The organism is Paenibacillus sp. sgz302190 (assembly GCF_059820445.1).
Genome location: NZ_JBZYAO010000009.1, coordinates 68,944 through 90,700, shown reverse-complemented (window position 1 = coordinate 90,700; position 21,757 = coordinate 68,944). Strand labels below are relative to the sequence as shown.

Genomic DNA, 21,757 nt, shown 5'->3' with positions numbered 1-21,757 from the left:
TGCCAAGCGACCTTGTGCCCCGCTTCAGTTCAGCAACCCTTGAGGAAAGGAACGGGGTGGGGAGAAATCGTTTCAGTGGCGATTTTTCGCGAAATTTCGCATACTTTGGATAAAAATTGAAATTTATATTGATAGTCAACAAGAGTATGGGTTATTATGGATAGAGTTATGGATCGAATGTACTATTTTTTATAGATTCGTCTACCTATGAACCAAGTGAAAATGAAAAGGCAAACTTGCTCGAAAGACAAGGACGCAAAGCCACGGACCTACTTTTCCGGGATGCATGTCGCAAGACATCTCTGGAGAAACGGCCGCCGGGTTACCACAAGCGGTTGGTTTTTTGTTGTTGAAAGCAGCTCAGAAAGCGAGATGACATGCGAGATGCCGACCTTCTTTTACCAGAGATCACCAAGAATTATTTCCGAAAGGAGGCTTTGAAACGAAATTTTTAAGTTGATAATCGATATAGTTACGGTTCTGATCAGTTCCAATCGGACTTCAAAATCGGCATAAAGATAAGAGAGGAAGGGGGCTAATCCGTAGGTATTAGGTTAAAATTCAACAATGTAAGGCGCTATTATTTTGAATGCTGACTGTTTGCAATTTTTTGGTGATAATATCACTTGATTAGCTTAACCGTTTATTGAATTCTTATTTTATATTACTTGAGGTGAGTTATTTTTGAAAAAGATTACTTCATTATTACTAATATTAACAATATTATTCTCCATATTGTTCAAAGATGTTGATAATACCATTTATGCGGCGGATACTTCCAACACAATAAAAGTAACTTCAATAACTGCAAATTATGGTGATATGTATTTCAACCCTACATTTACCGTTACCGGAACTAATTTGCCTTCCTTGGAATACAAGACAAGCATGAGTTACGGTGGATATGGATATAGAAATTTCATGTTGGTAGAGAGTAATGATGCACGTAATCCGAGTGGAATACAGATTGGTTACAAGGATAATAATGTAGGAATAAACGTTATCTCTAGTTCCAGCACACAAATGGTATTTCAAATCAGTGCAACAACCCCATCACACTATACCAGTAATATAGATTTGTATTTAGCACCATCGGGAAGTACTGTTCAACAACATCCAAGTTTTTATGTAGGAAGCTTTAATTTGAGTACATTAGCTCCCAATACAATAAAAGTAACCTCAATAACTGCAAACTATGGTGACATGTATTTTAACCCCACGTTTACCATTACCGGAACTAACTTGCCCCCCTTGGAGTATATGACATATATGAGATTCGGTGGTGAAGGGTATAGAAATTTCATGTTGGTAGAGAGTAATGATCCACGTGATCCGAGTGGAAAACAGATTGGTTACAAAGATAGTAACGTAGGAATAACTGTAATCTCTAGTTCCAGCACACAATTAGTATTTCAAATCAGTTCAACTGACCCATCACATTATACCAGCAGTATAGATTTGTATTTAGCACCATCGGGAAGTACTGTTCAAAAACATCCGAGCTTTTATGTAGGAAGCTTTAATTTGAGCACATTATCTCCCAACACAATAAAAGTAACCTCAATAACTGCAAACTATGGTGACATGTATTTTAACCCCACGTTTACCATTACCGGAACTAACTTGCCCCCCTTGGAGTATATGACATATATGAGATTCGGTGGTGAAGGGTATAGAAATTTCATGTTGGTAGAGAGTAATGATCCACGTGATCCGAGTGGAAAACAGATTGGTTACAAAGATAGTAACGTAGGAATAACTGTAATCTCTAGTTCCAGCACACAATTGGTATTTCAAATCAGTTCAACTGATCCGTCACATTATACCAGCAGTATAGATTTGTATTTAGCACCGTCGGGAAGTACTGTTCAAAAACATCCGAGCTTTTATGTAGGAAGTTTTAATTTGGGTACATTAGCTCCCAACACAATAAAAGTGACTTCAATAACTGCAAATTATGGTGACATGTATTTTAATCCCACGTTTACAGTTACTGGAAATAATTTGCCTCCCTTAGAATATTGGGTAAGCATGAGATACGGTGGGTATGGATATAGAAATTTCATGTTGGTAGAGAGTAATGATCCACGTAATCCGAGTGGAAAACAGATTGGCTACAAGGATAATAATGTGGGAATCACTGTTATCTCTAGTTCCAGCACACAATTGGTATTTCAAATCAGTTCAACTGACCCGTCACATTATACCAGCAGTATAGACTTGTATTTGGCACCATCGGGAAGCACTGTTCAACAACACCCAAATTGTTATGTAGGAAGTTTTAATTTGGGTACTGGCAATTTCTCTAGAGTTCCAGAAATAAATCTCTCTGGAGGTAATGCAATTTCCAAGATACAAACTTTAGATTCCAGAATAATGGACGAACAAACATTTGAAGCTGACCCAGTAAACACGGCAACTGGAGCGCACGAGATTACAAGATCGTTGCTTACGGTAAATGGAGAACTTCCACTCAGCTTCAATACTCACTACAATTCCCTTTTACTTAATGTTGGCCCATTAGGAAAAGGTTGGAGCCATGACTTTGAAACATATTTGGAAAAGCAATCAAGCGGAAATATCATTGTTCATTGGAATGCAAACCGTCAGAATACTTTTGCGAGAAATAGTAGCGGACAATACACCAGCTCAGACTTGAGCGTCAATTATGATAATCTAGTTCAAAATAGCGATGGAAGCTATACTTTAACCCTCAGGGATCAAACCACATATCTGTTTAACCCTACCGGTCAAGTCACAAAATTATTGAATGGTCATGGACAAACTTATCAATTTAGTTATGATAATGCAGGCCGATTAATTACTGTGAATGAACCTGTTTCAGGACAAGCCCTTCAATTTTTTTATAATACAAATGGGTTAATGAATCGAATTAAAGATGTAGTGAATCGTGAAATATCTATTACCTACGATGCTAATCAAAACTTAACGTCCATCGTAGATGCAAATGGAAATCCTACAAATTATACGTATGATAGTAATGGGCGAGTATTGACTGTAACGGATTCAGATGGGATTGTTTCCTTCATAAATACTTATGATGATAGAGGCAGAGTAATCTCACAAAAAGATGCTTTGGCGAATCATCCAGCTACTCTATTCAACTATGATGAAACAAGTTTGCCTGGAAATATAATTACTACGATAACGGATCGTAATGGTCAGAAACATGCAGTAACCCATAATGGTTTTTATGAGCTAATACAGTTAACAGATGAAATGGGAAATATCAAAACATACTCATATGATCAAAATGGGAATCGTACGGGCGAAAGAGATTTTAATGGGGATTTTTCGAGGTATGTGTATGATTCCAAAGGTAATTTGATAAATTCGGTTGATGCAAATGGCAATCTAACTATCATGACGTATGACTCCAAAAACAATTTACTTTCTGTACAAAATGCTCAAGGGAACACAACCACATACACCTACGATAGTAACAATAACATTTTAAATGTGAAGGACTCGTTGGGCAATAGTACCACAAATGAGTATAATAGCGACGGTTTGTTGAAATCAGTAACAACACCTTTGAAAGCCAAGACATTGTATGAGTATGCACAAGGCAATCTTGTAAAAAAAACCGATCCTACTGGTGTAGTAACCAATTATCAATATGACAACATCGGCAGAATTGTTAAGAAAAAGAAAGGGGACATTTCTGATTCGTATACATATGATGCGGCTGGTCATATATTAACTCAGACAGACAGTTTAGGTAATACTTTTAAATATACCTACAATAGTCACGGTGATAAAGTTACTAAAACTGATCCCAAAGGGAGTTTAACCAAATACAACTACGATGCAAACGGTAATCTCCTGTCAGAGACTAATGCGTTAAATCAAAGTATTACCTATAAATATGACGGAGAAGATCGACTAGCTTCAGTGATAGATGCCAATGGTAATACAACTTATTTCCACCGAGATTCTAAAGGACGTTTAACCAGTGTAACTGATCCGAAGGGAAATTCTTTTGGTACGCAATATGATACAGTGGGTAATGTAATCGGAAAAACGGATGGAAATGGGGATACAATTGAAACTTATTCTTTTGATGCAGTAAATAATCCGATTTCTATTACTGATGCATTGGGCAACGTTACAACCCAAAAATATGATAGTTTGAATAGAGTGACTCAAGTTATTGATGCATTTGGTCGTTCGACAACGATGAAATATGATGTTGTTAATCGACTAATTTCAACTCGCGATACACTTGGTGGGAATAACCAGCAAAGTTATGATACCGATGGAAACCGTACAACTATTGGAGATGCAAACAATAATAATACCAGTTTTACTTATGATTCTGCAGGAAGAATAGTTTCAATCACGACATCATCTGGCTCGACGATAAAGTATAAATATGACACTCAAGGACAACTTGTAAGTATAGTTAATGGTCGCGGCCAAGAAACCACATATCAATATGATGCTGCTGGAAGACAGATCAGTTTTACAAATCCGGAAGGTACTGTTACACAAACATATGATGCAAATGGTAACCCACTAATTACTACAGATGGTAATGGAACTATTAGCAGACAGTATGACTCATTGAATCATTTGACAAGCTACAAAGATGTATTTGGCAATACAATTCAATATAGTTATGATGCTAATGGAAATTTAAAAACGTTAACTTATCCTGATGGTAAAGTGGTCACCTATGAGTACGATTCGACAAATCGACTTGTCCAGGTAACAGACTGGAGAAGCCGTCATACCCAATACGTTTACGATGTAAATGGCCGACTAAGTAAGACAATTCGTCCCGATGGTTCTACAGAAATGAACTTATACGATAAAGCAGGACAACTGATTGAGACGAATGACACTGATCGATTTGGTAGTGCTATCAATCATTACAGCTATACCTATGATAACAACCATTTAGTTTTATCAGAAAGAAACAGCGTCACGAATGAGGTTTATAACTATGCATACGATGTATTGGGTAGGTTAACTAATGTAGGTATTGCTGATGCAGTATATGGCCAATCCTATTCATACGATCCGGCCGGGAATTTAACTGTTTTCCAGAATGTATACCAGCCTGGAAGCGCGCAGACCGTTATTCAAAATGTAAATATGTCTTATACCGCTGATAATAGATTAGCTCAGTTTAACGGGAATCCTGTAAATTATGATGCAGATGGAAACATGACCAACGGGCCTTTAAACGGTCAAATGCTGACATTCCAATATGATTCGCAGAATCGACTTATCCGTGCGGGGAACGCAAACTATGGGTATGATGCGGAAAACCACCGTGTATCCAAGATTGAAAATGGGGTAACTACTCGTTTTGTCATTAATCCTAATACTTCCTTAAGCCAAGTGTTGATGGAAACGGATGCGGCAGGTGTACCTAAAGCGTATTATGTCTATGGTCTTGGCTTAATAAGTAAGGAAGATGTGGAAGGGAATCTATCGATACACCATTATGATCGAAGAGGGAGTACGACCGTTCTTACTGACGAGAGTGGGCACATTACAGATCGTATTGGATATGATTTTTATGGGAATTTGACTTATCACATTGGGACATCCATGACTCCTTTTATGTATAATGGACGAGACGGTGTGATGACTGACAGTAATGGGTTGTATTATATGCGAGCTAGGTACTACAATCCTGAAATTAAACGGTTCTTGAATCGTGATGTTCTGATTGGTAGTATTGAAAATGGGCAGACGCTAAACCGCTATGCTTATGTGAATGGAAATCCTGTTTCTTATGTAGATCCTTTTGGATTGAGCAGGGATGGGGATGATTGGAGCAGTTGGGTGCATACAGCCCTTGATATAGCTGGGAATATACCGGGAGTAGATATATTCTCGGAAGGCGCAAATTTCCTTCTTTATAGTTATGAGGGGGATACAGTTAATGCCGGTTTATCTTTATTGGCAGCTATTCCCTTGGGTGGCGAAGCTGTTGCAGATGCCCGTCTTGCCTATCGGGCTCAGCAGTCTATTGCCAGAAAAATTGAGGGGATGGGTAAAGATGTTAAGGCAACTGAAATGCCCGCTATAACTAGAGGAAGTAAAGAGTGGGGCAATGCAGTTAAAAAATTAAATGAGGGTGGATCTTCAAACTTTAGGGTTGAATCTGCGTCTGAAGCAAAAGTATTATTGCAAGAAGGCAGAGGTAACATGAATAGATATAAACAATATTCTACTAAAAAATATGATAAGGGTTATGAAAGACATCCAAACGAAAAGCACACCCAAAATGCCCCCCATAATGACCTCCCACACATAAAGTGGAAGGATTGGCATTCTAGTAACTCTGGTAAAGGTCATATTTTTTATAGCGAACCTAATTAGGAGGGATAATAAAAATGGAAGTTTTCCCTGGAAGTCGAGTGAATCAAAATGAAGCAAAACAAATAATGAAAGAGTTATTGCAACAAATCAACCCCGAAAATATAGAACCAGGGGAAAATATTAAAAACTGGGTGCGGGTAGATAATCAAGTTTATGATACTGATGCACTTTCTACTGGAGAAGAGTACTATCTATTTTACAAGCACCCAATTCATGACTATCAGGATAAGTTGTTTTTAACGAGTAAGACAAACGTAATTGCATTTCTTAAAGATAGAATCAATCCTGATAGGGAGGAAGGGCTGGACGTGATAACTGCATCTAAGGATTATTCAAAAATTATTGTTTGCAACCATGATGGCCAGATTTTCTTGGTGAAATAAATACCGAAACGGATAGTGTATTATAACTTACCTTGACTGGCTTCGTGCCTTTCAAGGTTTCTTTTTTGGGCTGGGGTTATCCAGTCGGTATGGCCCCGTATAAACTCAGCTCAAACAATGTAATTAAAATACACGGGTTTATATCGTGATTGCAAGGTCGCATAATACAGCCAACAAAGCAAACTCTTAGAAAGTTTGACAAACATGATTGATAAACTTTCAAAGGTTTATTCCAACTTGAATCATAGGTTAGGAATAAGCATATTATTTAAAAGAAGGATATATCAGGGAAATATTTGATTAAAGGGAGTGTTATTGAAATGACAAGAGAAGAATTGCAAGAGTTGTTATTGGAAGATGAAACTATGCCATATGAATGATATGTTTTTTGGAAAAAATTGAAAAAAATCGATTTTTGGTTTGGCAAAAGTAGAGATAAAAGGATTAAGATCTGAGTATAAATCTTCTAGTCGTGTAAACGCTGTAAGTGATGCAGGTGATGCACAAGGTTTCTCGACTCTTAAAGATGAGAAGGACTGGAATTTTACACCACGAGATGTTAACGATTTAGATGTCATTGATGGAGAAGGTGCTTATACAAGAAAATGGGATACAGAATTTAAAATTTTGGAAGATATTACTGACGAGCTGAAAAAGCTTGAACCAAGGGAGAGAAAAGGGAGAATTGACCTTTATACTGATAGAGAGCCGTGTGCTAGCTGTAGTCCAATTATTTTAAAATTCAAAGAGATGTTCCCAGATATAGAGATTTATGTGTATTATATAAGAGAATTAAAGAGATAGGTGGAAGGTAGAATATGGTAGAAGAATTAACATATGATGAATTGATGGAGTATGTCCCGAAAGATTACACGAGTTTTATCTCTGATGGATTATCCCCAGGTCAAGCAATTTCAAGATTGGTCGTAGAGTATGAAAACCAAACAGACGACTATGAGGAAATAAATTGGTTGTTCACTGTAATATTGGCAGAAATTTGCGTGCGTAATAATTGCATTAGAGAACATATTGTTAAAAATGCATTAGAAATTATTGAGGATAAGAGATTGATAAGCATCTGGAAAAAAGAAAACATTGATTCTTCTGAACTTAATATCAGGGAACGGTACTTGGAAAATGTTAGGTTGGTCATAGAGGATGAAAATCTAGATTTGTAATGATCTATCAGTAATTTTGTGTAAATTACCAAGCAACGAACAGTGCCACAATGCGAGCTAGCCACCTGTATTGTGGTCTTCTTTTTTTCATGAGTTGATACATTTTGAGGCCTGCCCGAAAGAGCAGCGATGATTCACGAACGGAAAAAGGGGGCTTATATAATATGGAGGAACTAAATATTCTAGCGGCAGAAGAAATTCTTTTAAACGGGATAGAATTTATAGGTGATGTTTGTTTTTCTGGAGAGTTTGGTGATCAAGTTTTTGATAAACCTATGGAAGATGGAGGAAAACCAATAACAGGTCTTGTTTATGAAAAGTATAGTACTGGGAACTTAGCTCATTATTGTTACTATGTGAATGGTGTACCTGAAGGCGATTATGTTACATTTTATGAAAGTGGCAAAATAGAAGGCTTTAGATGTATGAGCAAGGGAGCTATTGCTGGAAAATCTTTTTCTTGGTATGAGGATGGATCTATTAGATCAATCGCAGAATCTCTTTATGGCTTTAAAATTACCTATAGAGAATGGAATGAAAAAGGGGAATTAATAAAAGAAAAATCAGAACCAACCCAATTTGATCTTGTTTAAAGCAATTTTAACAAGATGGTCAGCTTGTCGAGTCGTTTCGGGTAAACGATGTTTAGGTGAAATTTTTAATATCCATTCACATGCTGTGGTTAAAGAAATTCGGGGACCGATTGACACGAAAACAGGCTTAATATTGTCCAGAGTTCCTAGTACATTTCCAACTACCTCATTGTTCTCGATTAGTGGTGAACACGACACTCTGTGAAGTTTAGGTTCTTCGAAAGTGCCTAATAATCTAGTTTTGCCACAACCAATAGTCGGTATATCGAAAAGAACTCCTAAGTGACTAGCTAACCCAATTCTTCTAGGATGTGCGATACCCTGACCATCACAAACAATTAAATTTGGCTTTATTTTTATTTGCTTAAACGCCTTAATGATTGGGGGTAACTCCCTGAATGAAAATAATCCGGGGATATATGGAAATCGAACTGTATCTTCAATTACTACTGATTCCACTAGTTTTAATGATGTCGACTCCAAAATGACTAATGCTGCAATTAAAATATCACTTCGTTTGCAATAAGCTACATCAACTCCGGCAACATATTTTACTTCATCATATTGGTCTTTTTTAATGACCTTTTCAGCTAAATTATTTTGTATGGAAATTACCTCTTCTTCGCTTAATTCCCACGGATGAATGAATATTGGCTCCATTGAAACCACCTTTTATTTGTATATTAAAAGATTATCGTCTTCTCATACGAGGAGTTTACCATGTTTCGGATGAAAAGGAGGCTGGAAACATGACAGAGCAGGAAGCAAAGGACATAATTGAAATAGAGATGTTAGAACGATTCAATTGGTTTGATGAACATCCATTAAGAGAAAATGAAGTAGGAATTAAGGTTTAAGGTAATCAATGGATCGTATATGTCACAGATGAAAGAGCTTATGCTTCGGAAATTGAACTTAAAATCGGAGGTGTTTTTATGCGAAATGGTATTTGGGCGTTATATCAAGGGCGAGAGTACGAAGTTATCGAACACAATCCGAACGATTATGAATTGTTCACAAAAGAACATGTTGAGAGTAGCTTAGGTTTTACTCTTGATAGTACGGGACATTATTGTAAACGTGTCGAAAAAAACGAGATTCAGTCGATATACGATGTAAGAAATGCTGTGATATTCGATGGTCTTGAATTTCCTGTTTTTCAAGAAGACTCCAACAGGTTATTGTTGGGCAGTGGTATGCATGGACCAGACATTATAAAAAAGTATGAATTTGTAGAAGTGGATCGTTTTGAATACGAAAAGTGGGTAGAAAAAAGTGATATCAAAAAATTCTATGAAGTAAAAGTGCCTATGTGGGGGTTTCCAGCACCATGAGGCGATGATAAGAAATTGATAAGTAGCAGTCATAGTATTTGCTAAATTAGCAGGATTTGGTCAAATATTGTCCCTAATTTGATGTAATTGGCCTTGTTTTTTGCGACTGGAGGTCATGATCGTAAAAACGGCGCGGCGCTGTATTTTCCCTTGGGGCAATGGATGGAATTCGTAAAGGCAATGCTCATGTTTGGTGCAAGTTATAAAATTTTTGTGGAAATATGTTATATTATGGGTTAATATGGGATTTTAATTAGATCTAATGAACTATTTTTATAGTTTTAAATACCTGAAAGACCAAGTGAAATTGAAAAGGCAAACCTGATCGAAAGACAGGGACGCAAAGCCACGGGCCTACTCTATGGGGTGTGTGTCGCCAGACATTCCTTATAGAAACGGCAGCCGGGCCGCCAAAGGCGTTGGTTTTTTTGTTTTGAAAAGCAAATTTTTTACTATGGAGGTATAAAAATGAGAGTTCATTTGATTACATCGCTAGCGGTTATTGCACTACTTGGGACTTCAATTCCCGATGTCCAAGCTGATTCAACCGCCGCTACGCCAGGCACGAAAACAACAAATGCCGCCGGTACGGCATCCACAGGCAGCTTCAGCGATACGAAAGGGCATTGGGCGGAAGCAACCATAGCTGGAGCCATTCAAAAAGGCTATGTCGAAGGTTACCAAGACCATTCTTTCAAACCGAACGAACAAGTGACGCGTGCCGAATTTATCAAAATGGTCGATACCACACTTCAACTTTCGGTTTCTGGCGTTATCTCTGGAAATGACTGGTACTTGCCGTACATTAACGCGGCGGTCAGTGCGGGAATACATCAATGGAGTGACTTTACGAGCGGGGATTGGAATACGCCGATGACTCGCTACGAAATGGCGCGCATAGCGGTTCGCGCAGCTACCGGCGACAATAACACGGATGACAAGAAGTGGATGTACCTGGCGACGAAAGCCGGGCTGATCGCCGGTCTGGACGACAGCGGCACGCTCGGGGAGGATAAAACGACGACACGTGCACAGGCGGTGGCCATTATTGAGCGCATACTTGATATTAAAAATGGTAATACACTCAAATCTGACAAACATGCTGTTTCGAGGGCAGAGGTCACATGGCATCGAACAAATATCATGACTATGCTCCCACGATATTTTGGGAAACCGATCCGTGAGTTTAAACCCGATGTGTTGGACTTCGCTTCTGATAATGGAAATGTAAGGTCAACGGCAAAAGAAGTCATTGTCGTTGACCTTGATGATCCAAACGACCCTTTCCGCAGCTATATTCCCGATGATTTGCAATGGGTAAGTCACAAGGATGGGAAATATAGGAACATAAACAGTGGCGCATATGTTCTTGTTGCGATGAATCGCTTGACTTTAGAAAAAAAATACGGAATTACACCATTGTACTACAAGAGTGGAATCGGAATGACTGCCAAACTTGTTTCTGAAACTCCTAGCGATGATCCGAGTATTCTTGACGCAAGCGAGCAGCTATATTCAAAATCCAAAAAAGGGGATTTTCAAATTGAAATGAACTATCCTGGGCATGAGTGGGAAGATCTACGTGATCAGGAGTATATTAACGGCTTTGTTATTCCAAAGGGTAATCTAGTTGTCGAAAAAAAAATACCAAACATTGGCCTAGAGTTTAGCCAACCTCAACAATTCGGAGGCAAGTATGTAGAGGTTGTTTTGTCTGCTCCTGATTATAATTACAACCAAAATTAAGGGTTCTTAACATGAAAAAAAAGATAGGTATATTCCTCTTCATGATATTGTTTTTTGGCAATGTCTTATCCATCATTATTTACCCTGACAAAGTTAGTGCTACGGGCACGCCTCCGACGGTCACAGCAACATTAAGTGCGCCAGGGGGGTACAACGATAACTTTACCATTGATGGTATTTCGTACGCCGGGAAATGGCTGCCACAAGAGTATTTCAATCCAAGCTCTTCCACAATTGATGTCGGAGGCGATCCGGCACAAATTGATAAAGTTGTATTAGTCGATCCAGGTACAGATACAGCAAGGTATGAATTAACCTTAGAAAGTGGCACTGTTTATAAGTATCCTGATGCAATATATGGAAATCATTCGGATTTTAATGCAAGGAACAAGCGTTCACCTGTCGGTGTGTTTAAATGGAATCGAAACTTTAACTGGGTTCTCGGTTGGCCTTGGACATTTGCTGATGATGACGGGGATACTAACAGAGCCGCGAATGATTCTTCTATACCTAATGATTCATATGGTTTGCCCGAAATTCCTTCTAAAGCTCCATGGAATACTTTTAGAAGGGTTCCAAAGCCAACGGAAATGTCTAACGATTCAAATAATATAGTTCCTGTTGACTATGTGCAAATTAACAGCGTGGAAAATCCTGCAGTAGATAACAATGGATCATTCACGCCTGAACCATCTGGAAAAATCTACGATATCTCCGGTAGTTTGGAGACAGATAAGAGTGCTAGAGTGACTTTTACGGAGCTCTTTGATTATGTGCCAGCAGATAACGGGCATTTTGCAGATCCAAGGGCACTCTTTTATAACTACTACAGTCCGATGAAGATTGATTTTATTGGAGAGTCATGGTTTTTTCGTGATTTAGAATTGAAGGTTTATTACAAAGACGGATCGGGCGGCTTAACCGTTTCAAATCCTGGGTGTATGGACCTATCTACGAATAAGTCCAAATCCCTTACGGCGACTCTTACGAAACCTGGCACAACAACAGAGAATGTGACCAGCAATCCGAAAACAACATGGTCAAGTTCGAATATAGGTGTGGCTACAGTCAGCCCAGTCGGTGTTGTTACAGCGGTAGGCGTGGGAACGACTACGATTCAAGCTCATTATGTTGAAGCTGTTGGAAATGTAGATGAAAAAGGAAGCACTAGCGTTGAAGTCAAAAACAGCTGTTCGCCTGTGCCACCCAACAGCTGCTCCTACATGATCGGCCCCCCGGCCAAAGGAACGATTAATCAGGCCGCCGTCATGGACCCTGCGGCCAGCGGTGTGCTTCTCGCGGATATGCGGGATGCGGAAAGATTCGATGTGTTAAAAGGCATCCCGACTTCGGAAAGCCTCTATGCGAACGTATTGGGGCTGGAGTATTTATTTCAAAATCAATTTGCGAATATGACCGGTGAGGTGTCGTATGCGGTTGAAGTGACCAAAACATATGTCTGGACGGTAGGCGGCGGGGAAGGGGCGCCACCGGTCCCTATGGAGGAAACCGTAACCGAGACCATGACCGTCAAACGCCCGTATAGCTACTGGCAAATCGACAACTTGGAAGTCTATGGATTAGAGAAGTCCACGATCACGAATTATGCGCTCGGCGGCTATCCCGATGAAACGGTTCAGTTGGATCCCCATGGCTATACGGCGCCAACGCTGCAATCGGATAATAACGATGATGTAAAGGCTCATGTTCTCCCCGCTACTTGCAGCGGGGTCAATCTGGGGACTGGCGGTGGCCCGCCACCCGGAGGTACGCCGCCGGAGTTTCAATCGGCAGCGGAGAACGCCGTGGGTCGCAACCAGGTGAACAACGATCTGGTCGTTTTTAACGGCGTTACGATTATGGAAAATTCCCGGCACCCCGATCAGGGACAGACTCCGGGAACGATCCCGCAGCCGACGATGATCGGCCGGGATGTGCTGTACGGCAATGGCTACGTCGTCAGCAATTCGCTTGTCAACCGGGCGGATCAGCCGACGACCGGCACGATCTATTACCCGCTGATTCCGGGGAATGTCAAAGGCGGATCGGATAAAGACTATCCGATCGACGGCATCAATCCGGTGACGGTGCATACACCGGTGGTCATGTACCCGTCTGTGACCGACGATCAGGCGCACAACGAAAAAGTCGTGCCCACCGCAGGCCGGGCGGCGGTCATTTTGGATCGGCCGTTCACGGTGTTCGTGCCGACGACCGGCCAGCATGACGCGTACCCCGGCTTCGGCGGGTACGGGGTCACGGGCGGTTACGGCGATTACGCCAAGTATACCGCCAACAAGCAAGTCCGCTTCGAGTTCGACGTCTGGAATGCGGACAAGTCGGCGTACATCGTAGCCGGTACATGGGTCGACATTCCGGTGAATCAGCCGGACATGACGTTCATCATGCCGACGTGGATCGACGAAGGCTTCTATACGGTTCATTTTCGGTCGATTGCGATCAATGCGCCCACTGACTTTACAACGCAAACGAGCGCCAACTTCAATTGGCCGAATCACGTAGCGACGAACACGATCCCGGTGGAGGTGATCGGCAGGCTGTACGATTTTCATATCACGGATATCGGTGACTATGACTGGCAGTATGTTTTTCGCACGAGTGACGGCATCTCGCCGACAGGTGTTTCGTACTGGACCGGCACGAACGATATCGACGGAAGCCCGCGGGGCAACAGCTATCCGTACGTGCTGCCGATTCACCCGGGAAGCCACCCGTTTCCGGGCTATGACCATACCGTGTCGATCAAGACCGGGTATCATTTCAAATTCGACTTGAAGACGAAGGGGAACATGTTCGGGCGCCGGGATGGGATTCGGATCACGCCATCGTTTTATTTTGTGAATAAGGATGGCACGGGGCGCATCCCGGTGGATTTGTACTACCACGCCTACTCGGAGAAACCGGTGAGGTATTTTGTAAAAATCGGCTCCGTGGACGACAAGCAGCAGCGGCATGTGCTGCTGAACGACACGATGCGCAATGTGCCGGGCGAAGAGCTTACCGATACGGCCGCGTATGTGGCCGACAACTATGGCGTAAGCGACTTTTTGTACCGGGCTAAGCGCAAGTCTTGGGTTGGCAATGCGTACGCATGGTTCACGTCGCCATGGCTGACGCGGACAATGATCGGACCGAAAACCGGCGTGCCCGGTTCGGTCGATCCGCAGCGGGCGCTGGCATCGATTCAGCACTGGTATGGCGAGTACAGCTTGCCGGCGGCTCCTTATGTGGTAGCGGCGGGCACGAATATCGCGGAATACGGAAGAACGCATGGCGGGCTGGACGATCATTCGCCGATCTTTTTGAAGGAAGGATACATCATCGTGAATTTCAACTTGGAGAGCATCAAGAATGCCGATTATGTGAATCCCTTTTTGCGCTATTACCGGCTGCCCGGGGAAAGCGTCCCGCTGGACAACCAGTGGCAGATGGAAGGATTCAGCAATACGACGACGGATAAATACGGCAACACGTTCACGCTGATGGACGGCGATGTGGCGTTCTATCATGGGGATTTATCCAGTTATGACGATTTTGGCGCAAGGGTAACGCATTAAAAGAGCTGCGGTCCACTAACGAAAGGGGAACTTAGGTGCAAATACGTGTAGACACATCGACTCTGCGAGCCACGGCGAGCGAGCTTTATGCGACGATCGGGACGCTGGAGCGCATCCAAAGCCAACTTCACAGCGCGATGAACGGGCTCACGATGTCCAGCCGTCAGCGGTCCGATGTGGACAGCGGCTACCAATCGATTGACCGGATGCTGCAGGACCTGCGCTGCGAACTGCAGCAAATCCAGGACTTCGCCACGAAAAAAGCGAATCAGTTTGATGAGGCGGATGGGAAAGGCGCGGGTATTTTCAGCGGAAGTTGGAAATCATGGGTGAAAGATGCCCTGACCGGGCGAAGTTTCCTACCTCAAGTCAAAAACGCAGCGGCAGTAAAAACCATGAGTACGACGTGGACGGGACGAAGCGGAGCGAGGTTACTCGATTTTCTCGAAAGTGGGCTGGATGCGGTAGAGACAGGAATCACTTGGCTGGACAACAAAGTCAAGCAAGGGGAAGAGTGGGTCTATTCAGCACTGGATGCAAGCACCTATAATGGACAAGGAAGGGATATCATCCAGAAGCTGCTCGAAGGAAGCAAACTGGATAACCGCTACATAACAAGCGTACTGGACGCCGTAGACCAACGCATTCAACTGGAAGAGCATTTTAAAACCGGAGTGGCCAAAGGAGTTATAGGGACACTATCTGGTGTGGTATCATTAGCTCTAAAGGGCAATGCGTTTAGCTCGGCAGTGCGAAGTACACAATACGCCTTGAAGACGATCCGCAGCGAGAAACCGCTATATACATTGCAAGAAGATGCAAAGAATGGGATCGCGAACGTGAAGCAGCTGCCGGGACGAGTAACGAAAGCAGTCGTGAGTACGATAAAGGAATTTGAAGAAGCGAGTCCGAACCGGAAAGCGGAAATGCTGGGCTATGGCATCGAGAAAACGGCAGAAGTCTTTGTACCGTTAGGGGCCGTTGTACGAAGTGCAAAGGGTGCGGAGGAACTGAGTGTCCTCACATCGAATGCAAGCAAGGCAACTGCCGCAGTAGAGGCGGAGAGCCCGCTTGTTCCGCTGGTGAAGCAAGCTGAGGGGACGGGGAAAGATAGATTACCTGATAGCATGTTAGGGAAGAATGATTCTGATCCGTTTAGGGATATTTATGGTCCTGGACGTCTTTCCCACCCTGAGGAATGGGATGATATTATTAAGCAAGCACAGGAAGCAGGAGTAGAAGTAAGAATCCTAGATCGTGATATTATGGCATATGCACCAAAAGGAAATATTCCAGGGCAATTAAATATATATGAAGATGCTTCAATAAGTGCTCTAAGACATGAGTATCAACATTTTCTAGACGATATGGCAAAAGGCTACCCCAAATTGGATGTTACTTATGAGTTCAAAAATAGAATTATTATGGAACTCAGAGCATACATGGTTGAAATAAAAGAGGCTGACCGAATAGGTAACAAGGCTCTTGCTGAGCAACTGTGGAACAACTATAGAACTGAAAGGCAATATCTAATAGACAACTTTGGTCCTGTAAATGAATAAAGAGAGGTGATGAAGAGTGAAACCTTTAAGTTTATCGAAGGAAATAAGAGAAGGCAAATTAAACGATCTTGAAATTATCAAGTGTTTAGATATTCATCATAATCAGGTTTTAGTAAGTGCTATAAGTCAGATTGTCAGCAGAAAATTGTGTAACGAAGAGATTATTTCTAAACTTTCTTACATCAGCAAATTTCGAGACCCGAATGTAAATAAACTCTTTGGAATCGACACCATAGGGCATTACAGCATAGCGGCACTTTTGGCTATTGATACTCCTGAATCGAAATGCAAATATGAGGAATTAATGGCTGATCTTGATGATTGGGATAAAGAAATTGTGGAAAGAATTGCAGAAAGCATGAATTAATTAATAACAGTGGTGGGCGGGCTACCCAGTGCCGAATGAACCCAACATTCAACCAATAACAAACTTAACCTATGTAATGCCCGTATGAAGATTTCGTCATTTCGTTAGTACGCATATAAATGCTTGAATTTTATCACCTATATAACGGTTTTCCGTTACGTTGAACAGGTCGATTATGGTCAGATACCACCCTGATTGACCTGTTTTTTATTGAACCTCTATCAAGGGTATACGTTCATATTTAAAAGTTTAGTACCTGATGGATTAATGAAACCAATACCCATGTAGAACGCCACAATGCGAGTTAGCCACCCGTAATGTGGTTTTCTTTTCTGCCGCGGCATCGCTAACAACGAAAAGTACGGCAAAGCAAAGTAAAATAAAACTAGACATGTGAAATTTCCACTAAACTCACGTAAGCGTCAAACCTGTCCCACCTTCAAAGCCTCGAATATCCATGGAAAAATGTAGACAACCCGAAATCAGGAGATTGTCTTATGACTGCCAGGGAACAACTGTGTGCGCCGCCAATCATTTTGTTTAAGTTTAATGCAAAAGGCGAACCGATTCTAGATTTAAATAAAAACTTCGGTAATGCAAAAATGATGGCTAATACAATTTTGCATGAGATTAAGCATTATAGACAATCCCTTAAGTTGGGTAGAAAAGAATTTATGGCATTACCTGTTGAACAAGCTGAGGGGTACGCAACATCGACAAATATTTGGCAAGGGAAAAGGATAGGACTTTCTGACGAAGACCTTCAGTGGTTTCAACAGTATTATGACTTTTTTAGGGGGCAATGAATATGAAGTTAGTAATACATTTACTAGAAGGATTCGAATACAGAGCATTAAACAAATCTATCCCTATAGTATTAGAAATATCATCTGATACAAAAGAAATAATATCCGACAAAATTGATATGAAAGAAATTATGTTGTATAAGAATGGAAAGGAAACGTTCGGTTCATTTATAGTCTCGACGTTAAATCTTCCTAAGTATACCTTTACAATTACGGAACACACTCCAAAATATATGATTATAGATGTGGCTGACCACGATGAATCTGAGTTACTGTCAGGGGAATATGAAATTAAAATTTCTATTATGGTTTACGTACCGCTTGAAGATGGGAGATATGCTAGAAAAGAGTTAACAGCTATAAAACAGATAACAATTCTGTAACACTACTTCTATGATATGCTATATTTTTAAAGGTGGGTGGGTGTCGAATGAACCCGTCATTGAACAGGTCAATCATGGTCAGATACGACCATGATTGACCTGTTGATCTCTCCCTGAATGGCCGATGCTACGAAACGCCGCTTCCCTTCTTCCGTTCTTCGGCCATCTGTTTGGTGCCATCGTATTCCGGAGCATTTGCAGGGGATGGGAGTTTGGAAAATTAGTCGTCAGATTAGTGTATGCGCAGGCCGCAGATCCCCTATGGATACGGGCGTACAATCATTTGCCTCATAGTTAGCTTGACAAATGGGCGACTTTCCAGTGAAATAAGGATAAGCTCTGCAGGTCCTTACAAAGAGCAGCATACTGGGAGGTACGTTCATGTCGCGCAAGTGGGAAAGAATGGTAAGTAAAAATGCGAAGAAGGCCAATGTGCTGAGGTCGAAGCAAGGGATATCCCCTATTTCCGATCCTGACAAGCCTCAAGTATTTAAAGGCCGCAGCCTTTTGCTTCCTTTATTGTTCGTAATTATTTTCGTGTTTCTGCTGGCTACGTACACGAAGGCCGACCAGAACGGCATGTATATAGTTACGATATGCGGATACTTATTCGTAGCTTTGTTGATGTATTTCGTTCGCCGCCCCTATTTGAAAATAGGCAAGACCAATCTGGCGAAGAGAGGATATTCGAGAGAACTCATCCTCGAAGCATCGAATATTAAACAAATTGTTTACAAGCCGGGGTCTGTGTCCATTGAACTGGAGAATAAAACGCGGTGGGTTTACTCGAAGCGTATGAACCTTTTCGATGTCGCTGTCATTGCAAAGAAGCTGCAGCGCTTTGCCGAGGTCAATCGGGTTGCTTTCGAGGATCGGACTCAGCAAGAACAGAAATAAAAACAAGAAAAAGGACAGCCGAGCCGCTGATGAAGCGGTCAGGCTGTCCTTTTTCTTGAACGTTGAGAGGAGTACGACTCGCAATTTCAAAGTAATGGATCTTAAGCCGCGGCAGGCAATAGAGCGGCAGTCCCCTCTTTTTTTATTTTGTCCTGACAAAAAAGCACATTTTGTGAGATTTTTGTGAGAATCGGATGTTATAATGTAGTCAAAAAGGACTATAAAATAATAGGCCGATCGGATTAATTCAATGGCCGAATTGGAGAGGTGCTTAAAATGGACGATAAATTTTTTAGCCAGCTGCAGACGATGAGTCATGACGATGAGATGAGGTATAGGGTGCTGATCCGCGGCGTTAAGCAGATTCTGGATGAGAAGCAGAAGAAGGGTTTGCTGAAAAAGATGTTTCCGAAGAAAAAACATATAGAAGCCAAGGCTTGGAAATGAGCGGTTCGGGCGGCATGGGAGCGTGCAGCGCGATAAAATAAAACGGAGCGGGTTCTAAACCCTGGCTCCGTTTTCATTTTGCCCGAGCGGGACTACTCGCGTTTGATGAACAGTTGAAAACGCTGTTTTTCAAATAGTCCAGAGAATAGAAAACCGGCCTGTCGGTGTCGTCAAAGTGGAGCTGCTTCAGTAAAACGATCTCTTCGCCGAGCACGTCAATGGTATTCCGATCCATTTCTTTGGACCTATTCAGCGCGCAGATTTCGGTTATGACGTAGGCGATGCTGATGCCCATTTTGCTTTTTAAAAAATCGAAAATCGCCCCGGAAAACTGCCCGTCAAAGTGGCCGGCGAAGCTTTGCTGGCCACCGGGTTTCAGGCAGGAACTCATTCACAATGCCCTGCTGTCATTGTTATAAACAGCTTGGAAGAAGCCGCCCGAACGCGCCGTAAAAGCGGAGTTCGGGGGCTTCTTTTTGCTAGGGCTGAACAGCTGCTTTATTTCCACATGGAAATACCGAAAATGTGAAGATTGGGCATGATCGGGAGAATTAGGCCCGTGGCGGTTTTGGTACTGTTCAGCCTGGTTTTGGCCGCATACAGATACACCTTGCTGGGCAGCAAGCCCGACTTGTTGTTCATGGTACTCGCCTCCAGGGCGATGACTTCCCCGTTTACGTGAATCGGGTTCCACCAATCGGAAAATCCGAGCGGCACTTGGTCGGTTGTGCCGTCCTCGTATATGACGGTGAGCGTATCCAGACAGCTGCCGAATTGGCTGCTTCCGAGCACCATGATTCCGCGATACCGGTCTGCTTGAAGCGGAACCGACTGGCCCATGCAGGACAAATTATCGAAGGAGTCATCGAGCAGGGCGCGGAAAGCAAAGGACATGTCCGCAACGTGCAGCTCATGGCTTACGGGAATGCCGGCTCTCGCGTAGCTAAACCCGTTGGTATCGTAATCGGCGGTTCCGCTTTCATTGTCGAACCCGCGGGTGTCGAACAACTGCTGCAGCTGCACATGCTCGATCTTCTGAACGGTGTCATCCGCAGACAGCGGGGCGGGAAAGGCGGAAACGAAAGCCTGATTTTGAATTTTGGAAGGCTCCAATTCAGCAATCAGCCGTTCGACGAGTCCTACTTCGGTTTCGGCGTTCGTCCGTATTCGGCCAATCACATTGTCTTTCATTTTGTCATCCAAAAGATGTAAAGGCATATAGTTCAGCTTGGCGATCAGGCCGCGAATCGTGCTCCACTTGTTGGCAAGCAGTTTCATTTCCCGGGAAAAGTCGCTTAGCTGCGGCAGTCCATACAGGGTTGAAATGTAATCAAGCGTTTTGACATAGTTGAACCGGCCGGTGACCAGCGTGTTCAATTTCGAATTAAGCGGGCCCGCCATAAAGTCGTTATTTTGCGACTCTTTCGCAAAATCGATGGAGCGGAACGTTTCCGCCCACGCCTCAAAGCTGGCCGGCGCGATGTCCAAATACTCCAGCAGTTTGGTCCGCAGGCTTGCCAGCACCTGGTTTTTACCCGGCATACCGGAGCCGGAAGGCTCCATCGTCATGCAGGAAATAAACCCGTCCATGTAATGATCGCGCGGCAGCCGCATATTCTTTTTAACGAAAAAAGGGTCGACGCATAACAGATCGCCGGTTTCGGCGTCAATGCCGGCTACGAGCATCACATGCGTAAAGTAATGGATTTTTTGGTAATTATTATCCCAGGGACTGTAGAAAGTATCGATAATAAGACCGATCGGATTATTTTGGGATAGCTGTTCTTTGAAGAGGGCTAAGCCGTCGGTCGGGGAAATATTGTGGTATACCTCGATGTTATATCCGTGAAAATGTTGGAGCAAATCCAAAGCATTGCTGAAATTCGTCTGCATCCGGGTTCCGATGGTCTGGTCCGGTCGATCCGGGTCGAAATAAAATTTCAACGCGTCCGCGTACATCAGCTGATATCCACGCCGATACCAGCCGTTCATGGTTACGATGACATCATCAAAACAATCCCCTCCATCGCTTTTTAGCGGTTCGAGTTCAAGCAATTTCATGCACGCATCTCCAACCTTTCCCGTATTTTGGTTTCGAGGGACTTCCATATACTTACATTCAT

General features: G+C 42.5%; 17 protein-coding genes and 2 riboswitches. Of the genes, 14 read left to right on the top strand and 3 right to left on the bottom strand.

Annotated elements, in window-relative coordinates; all coding sequences use genetic code 11:
* Positions 1 to 219: 219 nt before the first annotated feature.
* Positions 220 to 330, top strand: a riboswitch (cyclic di-GMP riboswitch).
* 354 nt (positions 331 to 684) lie between these two features.
* The 5 genes from AC6RNO_RS12810 (at position 685) to AC6RNO_RS12790 (ending at position 8,514) form a co-directional block, all read left to right on the top strand.
* Positions 685 to 6,360, top strand: coding sequence for an RHS repeat-associated core domain-containing protein (locus tag AC6RNO_RS12810; RefSeq protein ID WP_497105658.1), 5,676 nt, complete (start codon positions 685 to 687; stop codon positions 6,358 to 6,360).
* Positions 6,361 to 6,374: 14 nt separating this feature from the next.
* Positions 6,375 to 6,743: a hypothetical protein gene (locus tag AC6RNO_RS12805; RefSeq protein ID WP_474681191.1), complete on the top strand. Its 369-nt coding sequence runs from the start codon at positions 6,375 to 6,377 to the stop codon at positions 6,741 to 6,743.
* Positions 6,744 to 7,163: 420 nt separating this feature from the next.
* Positions 7,164 to 7,547, top strand: coding sequence for a deaminase domain-containing protein (locus AC6RNO_RS12800; RefSeq protein ID WP_497105657.1), 384 nt, complete (start codon positions 7,164 to 7,166; stop codon positions 7,545 to 7,547).
* 14 nt (positions 7,548 to 7,561) lie between these two features.
* Positions 7,562 to 7,921: an Imm3 family immunity protein gene (locus tag AC6RNO_RS12795; protein WP_474681189.1), complete on the top strand. Its 360-nt coding sequence runs from the start codon at positions 7,562 to 7,564 to the stop codon at positions 7,919 to 7,921.
* Between the two features lie 164 nt (positions 7,922 to 8,085).
* Complete coding sequence (locus tag AC6RNO_RS12790; protein WP_497105656.1) at positions 8,086 to 8,514, top strand: toxin-antitoxin system YwqK family antitoxin; 429 nt, start codon at positions 8,086 to 8,088, stop codon at positions 8,512 to 8,514.
* On the opposite strand, the gene nfi is transcribed toward AC6RNO_RS12790, so the two are convergent.
* Positions 8,485 to 9,174: a deoxyribonuclease V gene (nfi, locus tag AC6RNO_RS12785; RefSeq protein WP_474681187.1), complete on the bottom strand. Its 690-nt coding sequence runs from the start codon at positions 9,172 to 9,174 to the stop codon at positions 8,485 to 8,487. The two genes, AC6RNO_RS12790 and nfi, sit on opposite strands and share 30 nt — an antisense overlap.
* Positions 9,175 to 9,449: 275 nt before the next feature.
* Between nfi and AC6RNO_RS12780 the strand changes: the two genes are divergently transcribed.
* The 9 genes from AC6RNO_RS12780 (at position 9,450) to AC6RNO_RS12740 (ending at position 19,634) form a co-directional block, all read left to right on the top strand.
* Positions 9,450 to 9,848 (top strand): UCP033725 family protein, encoded by a 399-nt coding sequence (locus tag AC6RNO_RS12780; protein ID WP_474681186.1) that lies wholly within the window; start codon positions 9,450 to 9,452, stop codon positions 9,846 to 9,848.
* Positions 9,849 to 10,152: 304 nt separating this feature from the next.
* Positions 10,153 to 10,263: riboswitch (cyclic di-GMP riboswitch) on the top strand.
* Between the two features lie 53 nt (positions 10,264 to 10,316).
* Complete coding sequence (locus tag AC6RNO_RS12775; RefSeq protein ID WP_497105655.1) at positions 10,317 to 11,594, top strand: S-layer homology domain-containing protein; 1,278 nt, start codon at positions 10,317 to 10,319, stop codon at positions 11,592 to 11,594.
* Between the two features lie 1,058 nt (positions 11,595 to 12,652).
* The gene (locus tag AC6RNO_RS12770) at positions 12,653 to 15,172 is read left to right on the top strand and encodes a DUF5704 domain-containing protein (RefSeq protein WP_497105654.1); all 2,520 of its coding nucleotides are present in this window, start codon (positions 12,653 to 12,655) and stop codon (positions 15,170 to 15,172) included.
* A 35-nt stretch (positions 15,173 to 15,207) separates the two neighbouring features.
* Positions 15,208 to 16,734 carry a WXG100 family type VII secretion target gene (locus AC6RNO_RS12765; RefSeq protein WP_474681183.1) on the top strand — a complete coding sequence of 509 codons (1,527 nt, stop codon included), beginning with the start codon at positions 15,208 to 15,210 and terminating at the stop codon, positions 16,732 to 16,734.
* A 16-nt stretch (positions 16,735 to 16,750) separates the two neighbouring features.
* On the top strand, positions 16,751 to 17,101 hold the full coding sequence (locus AC6RNO_RS12760; RefSeq protein ID WP_474681182.1) for a hypothetical protein: 351 nt from the start codon (positions 16,751 to 16,753) through the stop codon (positions 17,099 to 17,101).
* A 497-nt stretch (positions 17,102 to 17,598) separates the two neighbouring features.
* Positions 17,599 to 17,907, top strand: coding sequence for a hypothetical protein (locus AC6RNO_RS12755; RefSeq protein ID WP_497105653.1), 309 nt, complete (start codon positions 17,599 to 17,601; stop codon positions 17,905 to 17,907).
* Between the two features lie 2 nt (positions 17,908 to 17,909).
* A complete protein-coding gene (locus AC6RNO_RS12750) occupies positions 17,910 to 18,290 on the top strand; it encodes a hypothetical protein (RefSeq protein WP_474681181.1) in 381 nt (126 codons plus the stop codon).
* Between the two features lie 381 nt (positions 18,291 to 18,671).
* Complete coding sequence (locus AC6RNO_RS12745) at positions 18,672 to 19,187, top strand: hypothetical protein (RefSeq protein ID WP_474681180.1); 516 nt, start codon at positions 18,672 to 18,674, stop codon at positions 19,185 to 19,187.
* Positions 19,188 to 19,463: 276 nt separating this feature from the next.
* A complete protein-coding gene (locus AC6RNO_RS12740) occupies positions 19,464 to 19,634 on the top strand; it encodes a hypothetical protein (RefSeq protein ID WP_474681179.1) in 171 nt (56 codons plus the stop codon).
* A 73-nt stretch (positions 19,635 to 19,707) separates the two neighbouring features.
* On the opposite strand, the gene AC6RNO_RS12735 is transcribed toward AC6RNO_RS12740, so the two are convergent.
* Entirely contained in the window at positions 19,708 to 20,025 is a 318-nt protein-coding gene (locus AC6RNO_RS12735) for a hypothetical protein (protein WP_497105652.1), read from the bottom strand.
* A gap of 107 nt (positions 20,026 to 20,132) precedes the next feature.
* On the bottom strand, positions 20,133 to 21,695 hold the full coding sequence (locus AC6RNO_RS12730) for a beta-sandwich domain-containing protein (protein WP_474681177.1): 1,563 nt from the start codon (positions 21,693 to 21,695) through the stop codon (positions 20,133 to 20,135).
* Positions 21,696 to 21,757 lie beyond the last annotated feature (62 nt).

Coding starts and splice junctions, on each gene's coding strand:
- AC6RNO_RS12805 (WP_474681191.1), top strand. CDS start 6,375: ATGGAAGTTTTCCCTGGAAGTCGAGTGAATCAAAATGAAGCAAAACAA.
- AC6RNO_RS12795 (WP_474681189.1), top strand. CDS start 7,562: ATGGTAGAAGAATTAACATATGATGAATTGATGGAGTATGTCCCGAAA.
- AC6RNO_RS12790 (WP_497105656.1), top strand. CDS start 8,086: ATGGAGGAACTAAATATTCTAGCGGCAGAAGAAATTCTTTTAAACGGG.
- nfi (WP_474681187.1), bottom strand. CDS start 9,174: ATGGAGCCAATATTCATTCATCCGTGGGAATTAAGCGAAGAAGAGGTA.
- AC6RNO_RS12780 (WP_474681186.1), top strand. CDS start 9,450: ATGCGAAATGGTATTTGGGCGTTATATCAAGGGCGAGAGTACGAAGTT.
- AC6RNO_RS12775 (WP_497105655.1), top strand. CDS start 10,317: ATGAGAGTTCATTTGATTACATCGCTAGCGGTTATTGCACTACTTGGG.
- AC6RNO_RS12755 (WP_497105653.1), top strand. CDS start 17,599: ATGACTGCCAGGGAACAACTGTGTGCGCCGCCAATCATTTTGTTTAAG.
- AC6RNO_RS12750 (WP_474681181.1), top strand. CDS start 17,910: ATGAAGTTAGTAATACATTTACTAGAAGGATTCGAATACAGAGCATTA.
- AC6RNO_RS12745 (WP_474681180.1), top strand. CDS start 18,672: ATGTCGCGCAAGTGGGAAAGAATGGTAAGTAAAAATGCGAAGAAGGCC.
- AC6RNO_RS12740 (WP_474681179.1), top strand. CDS start 19,464: ATGGACGATAAATTTTTTAGCCAGCTGCAGACGATGAGTCATGACGAT.
- AC6RNO_RS12735 (WP_497105652.1), bottom strand. CDS start 20,025: ATGAGTTCCTGCCTGAAACCCGGTGGCCAGCAAAGCTTCGCCGGCCAC.
- AC6RNO_RS12730 (WP_474681177.1), bottom strand. CDS start 21,695: ATGAAATTGCTTGAACTCGAACCGCTAAAAAGCGATGGAGGGGATTGT.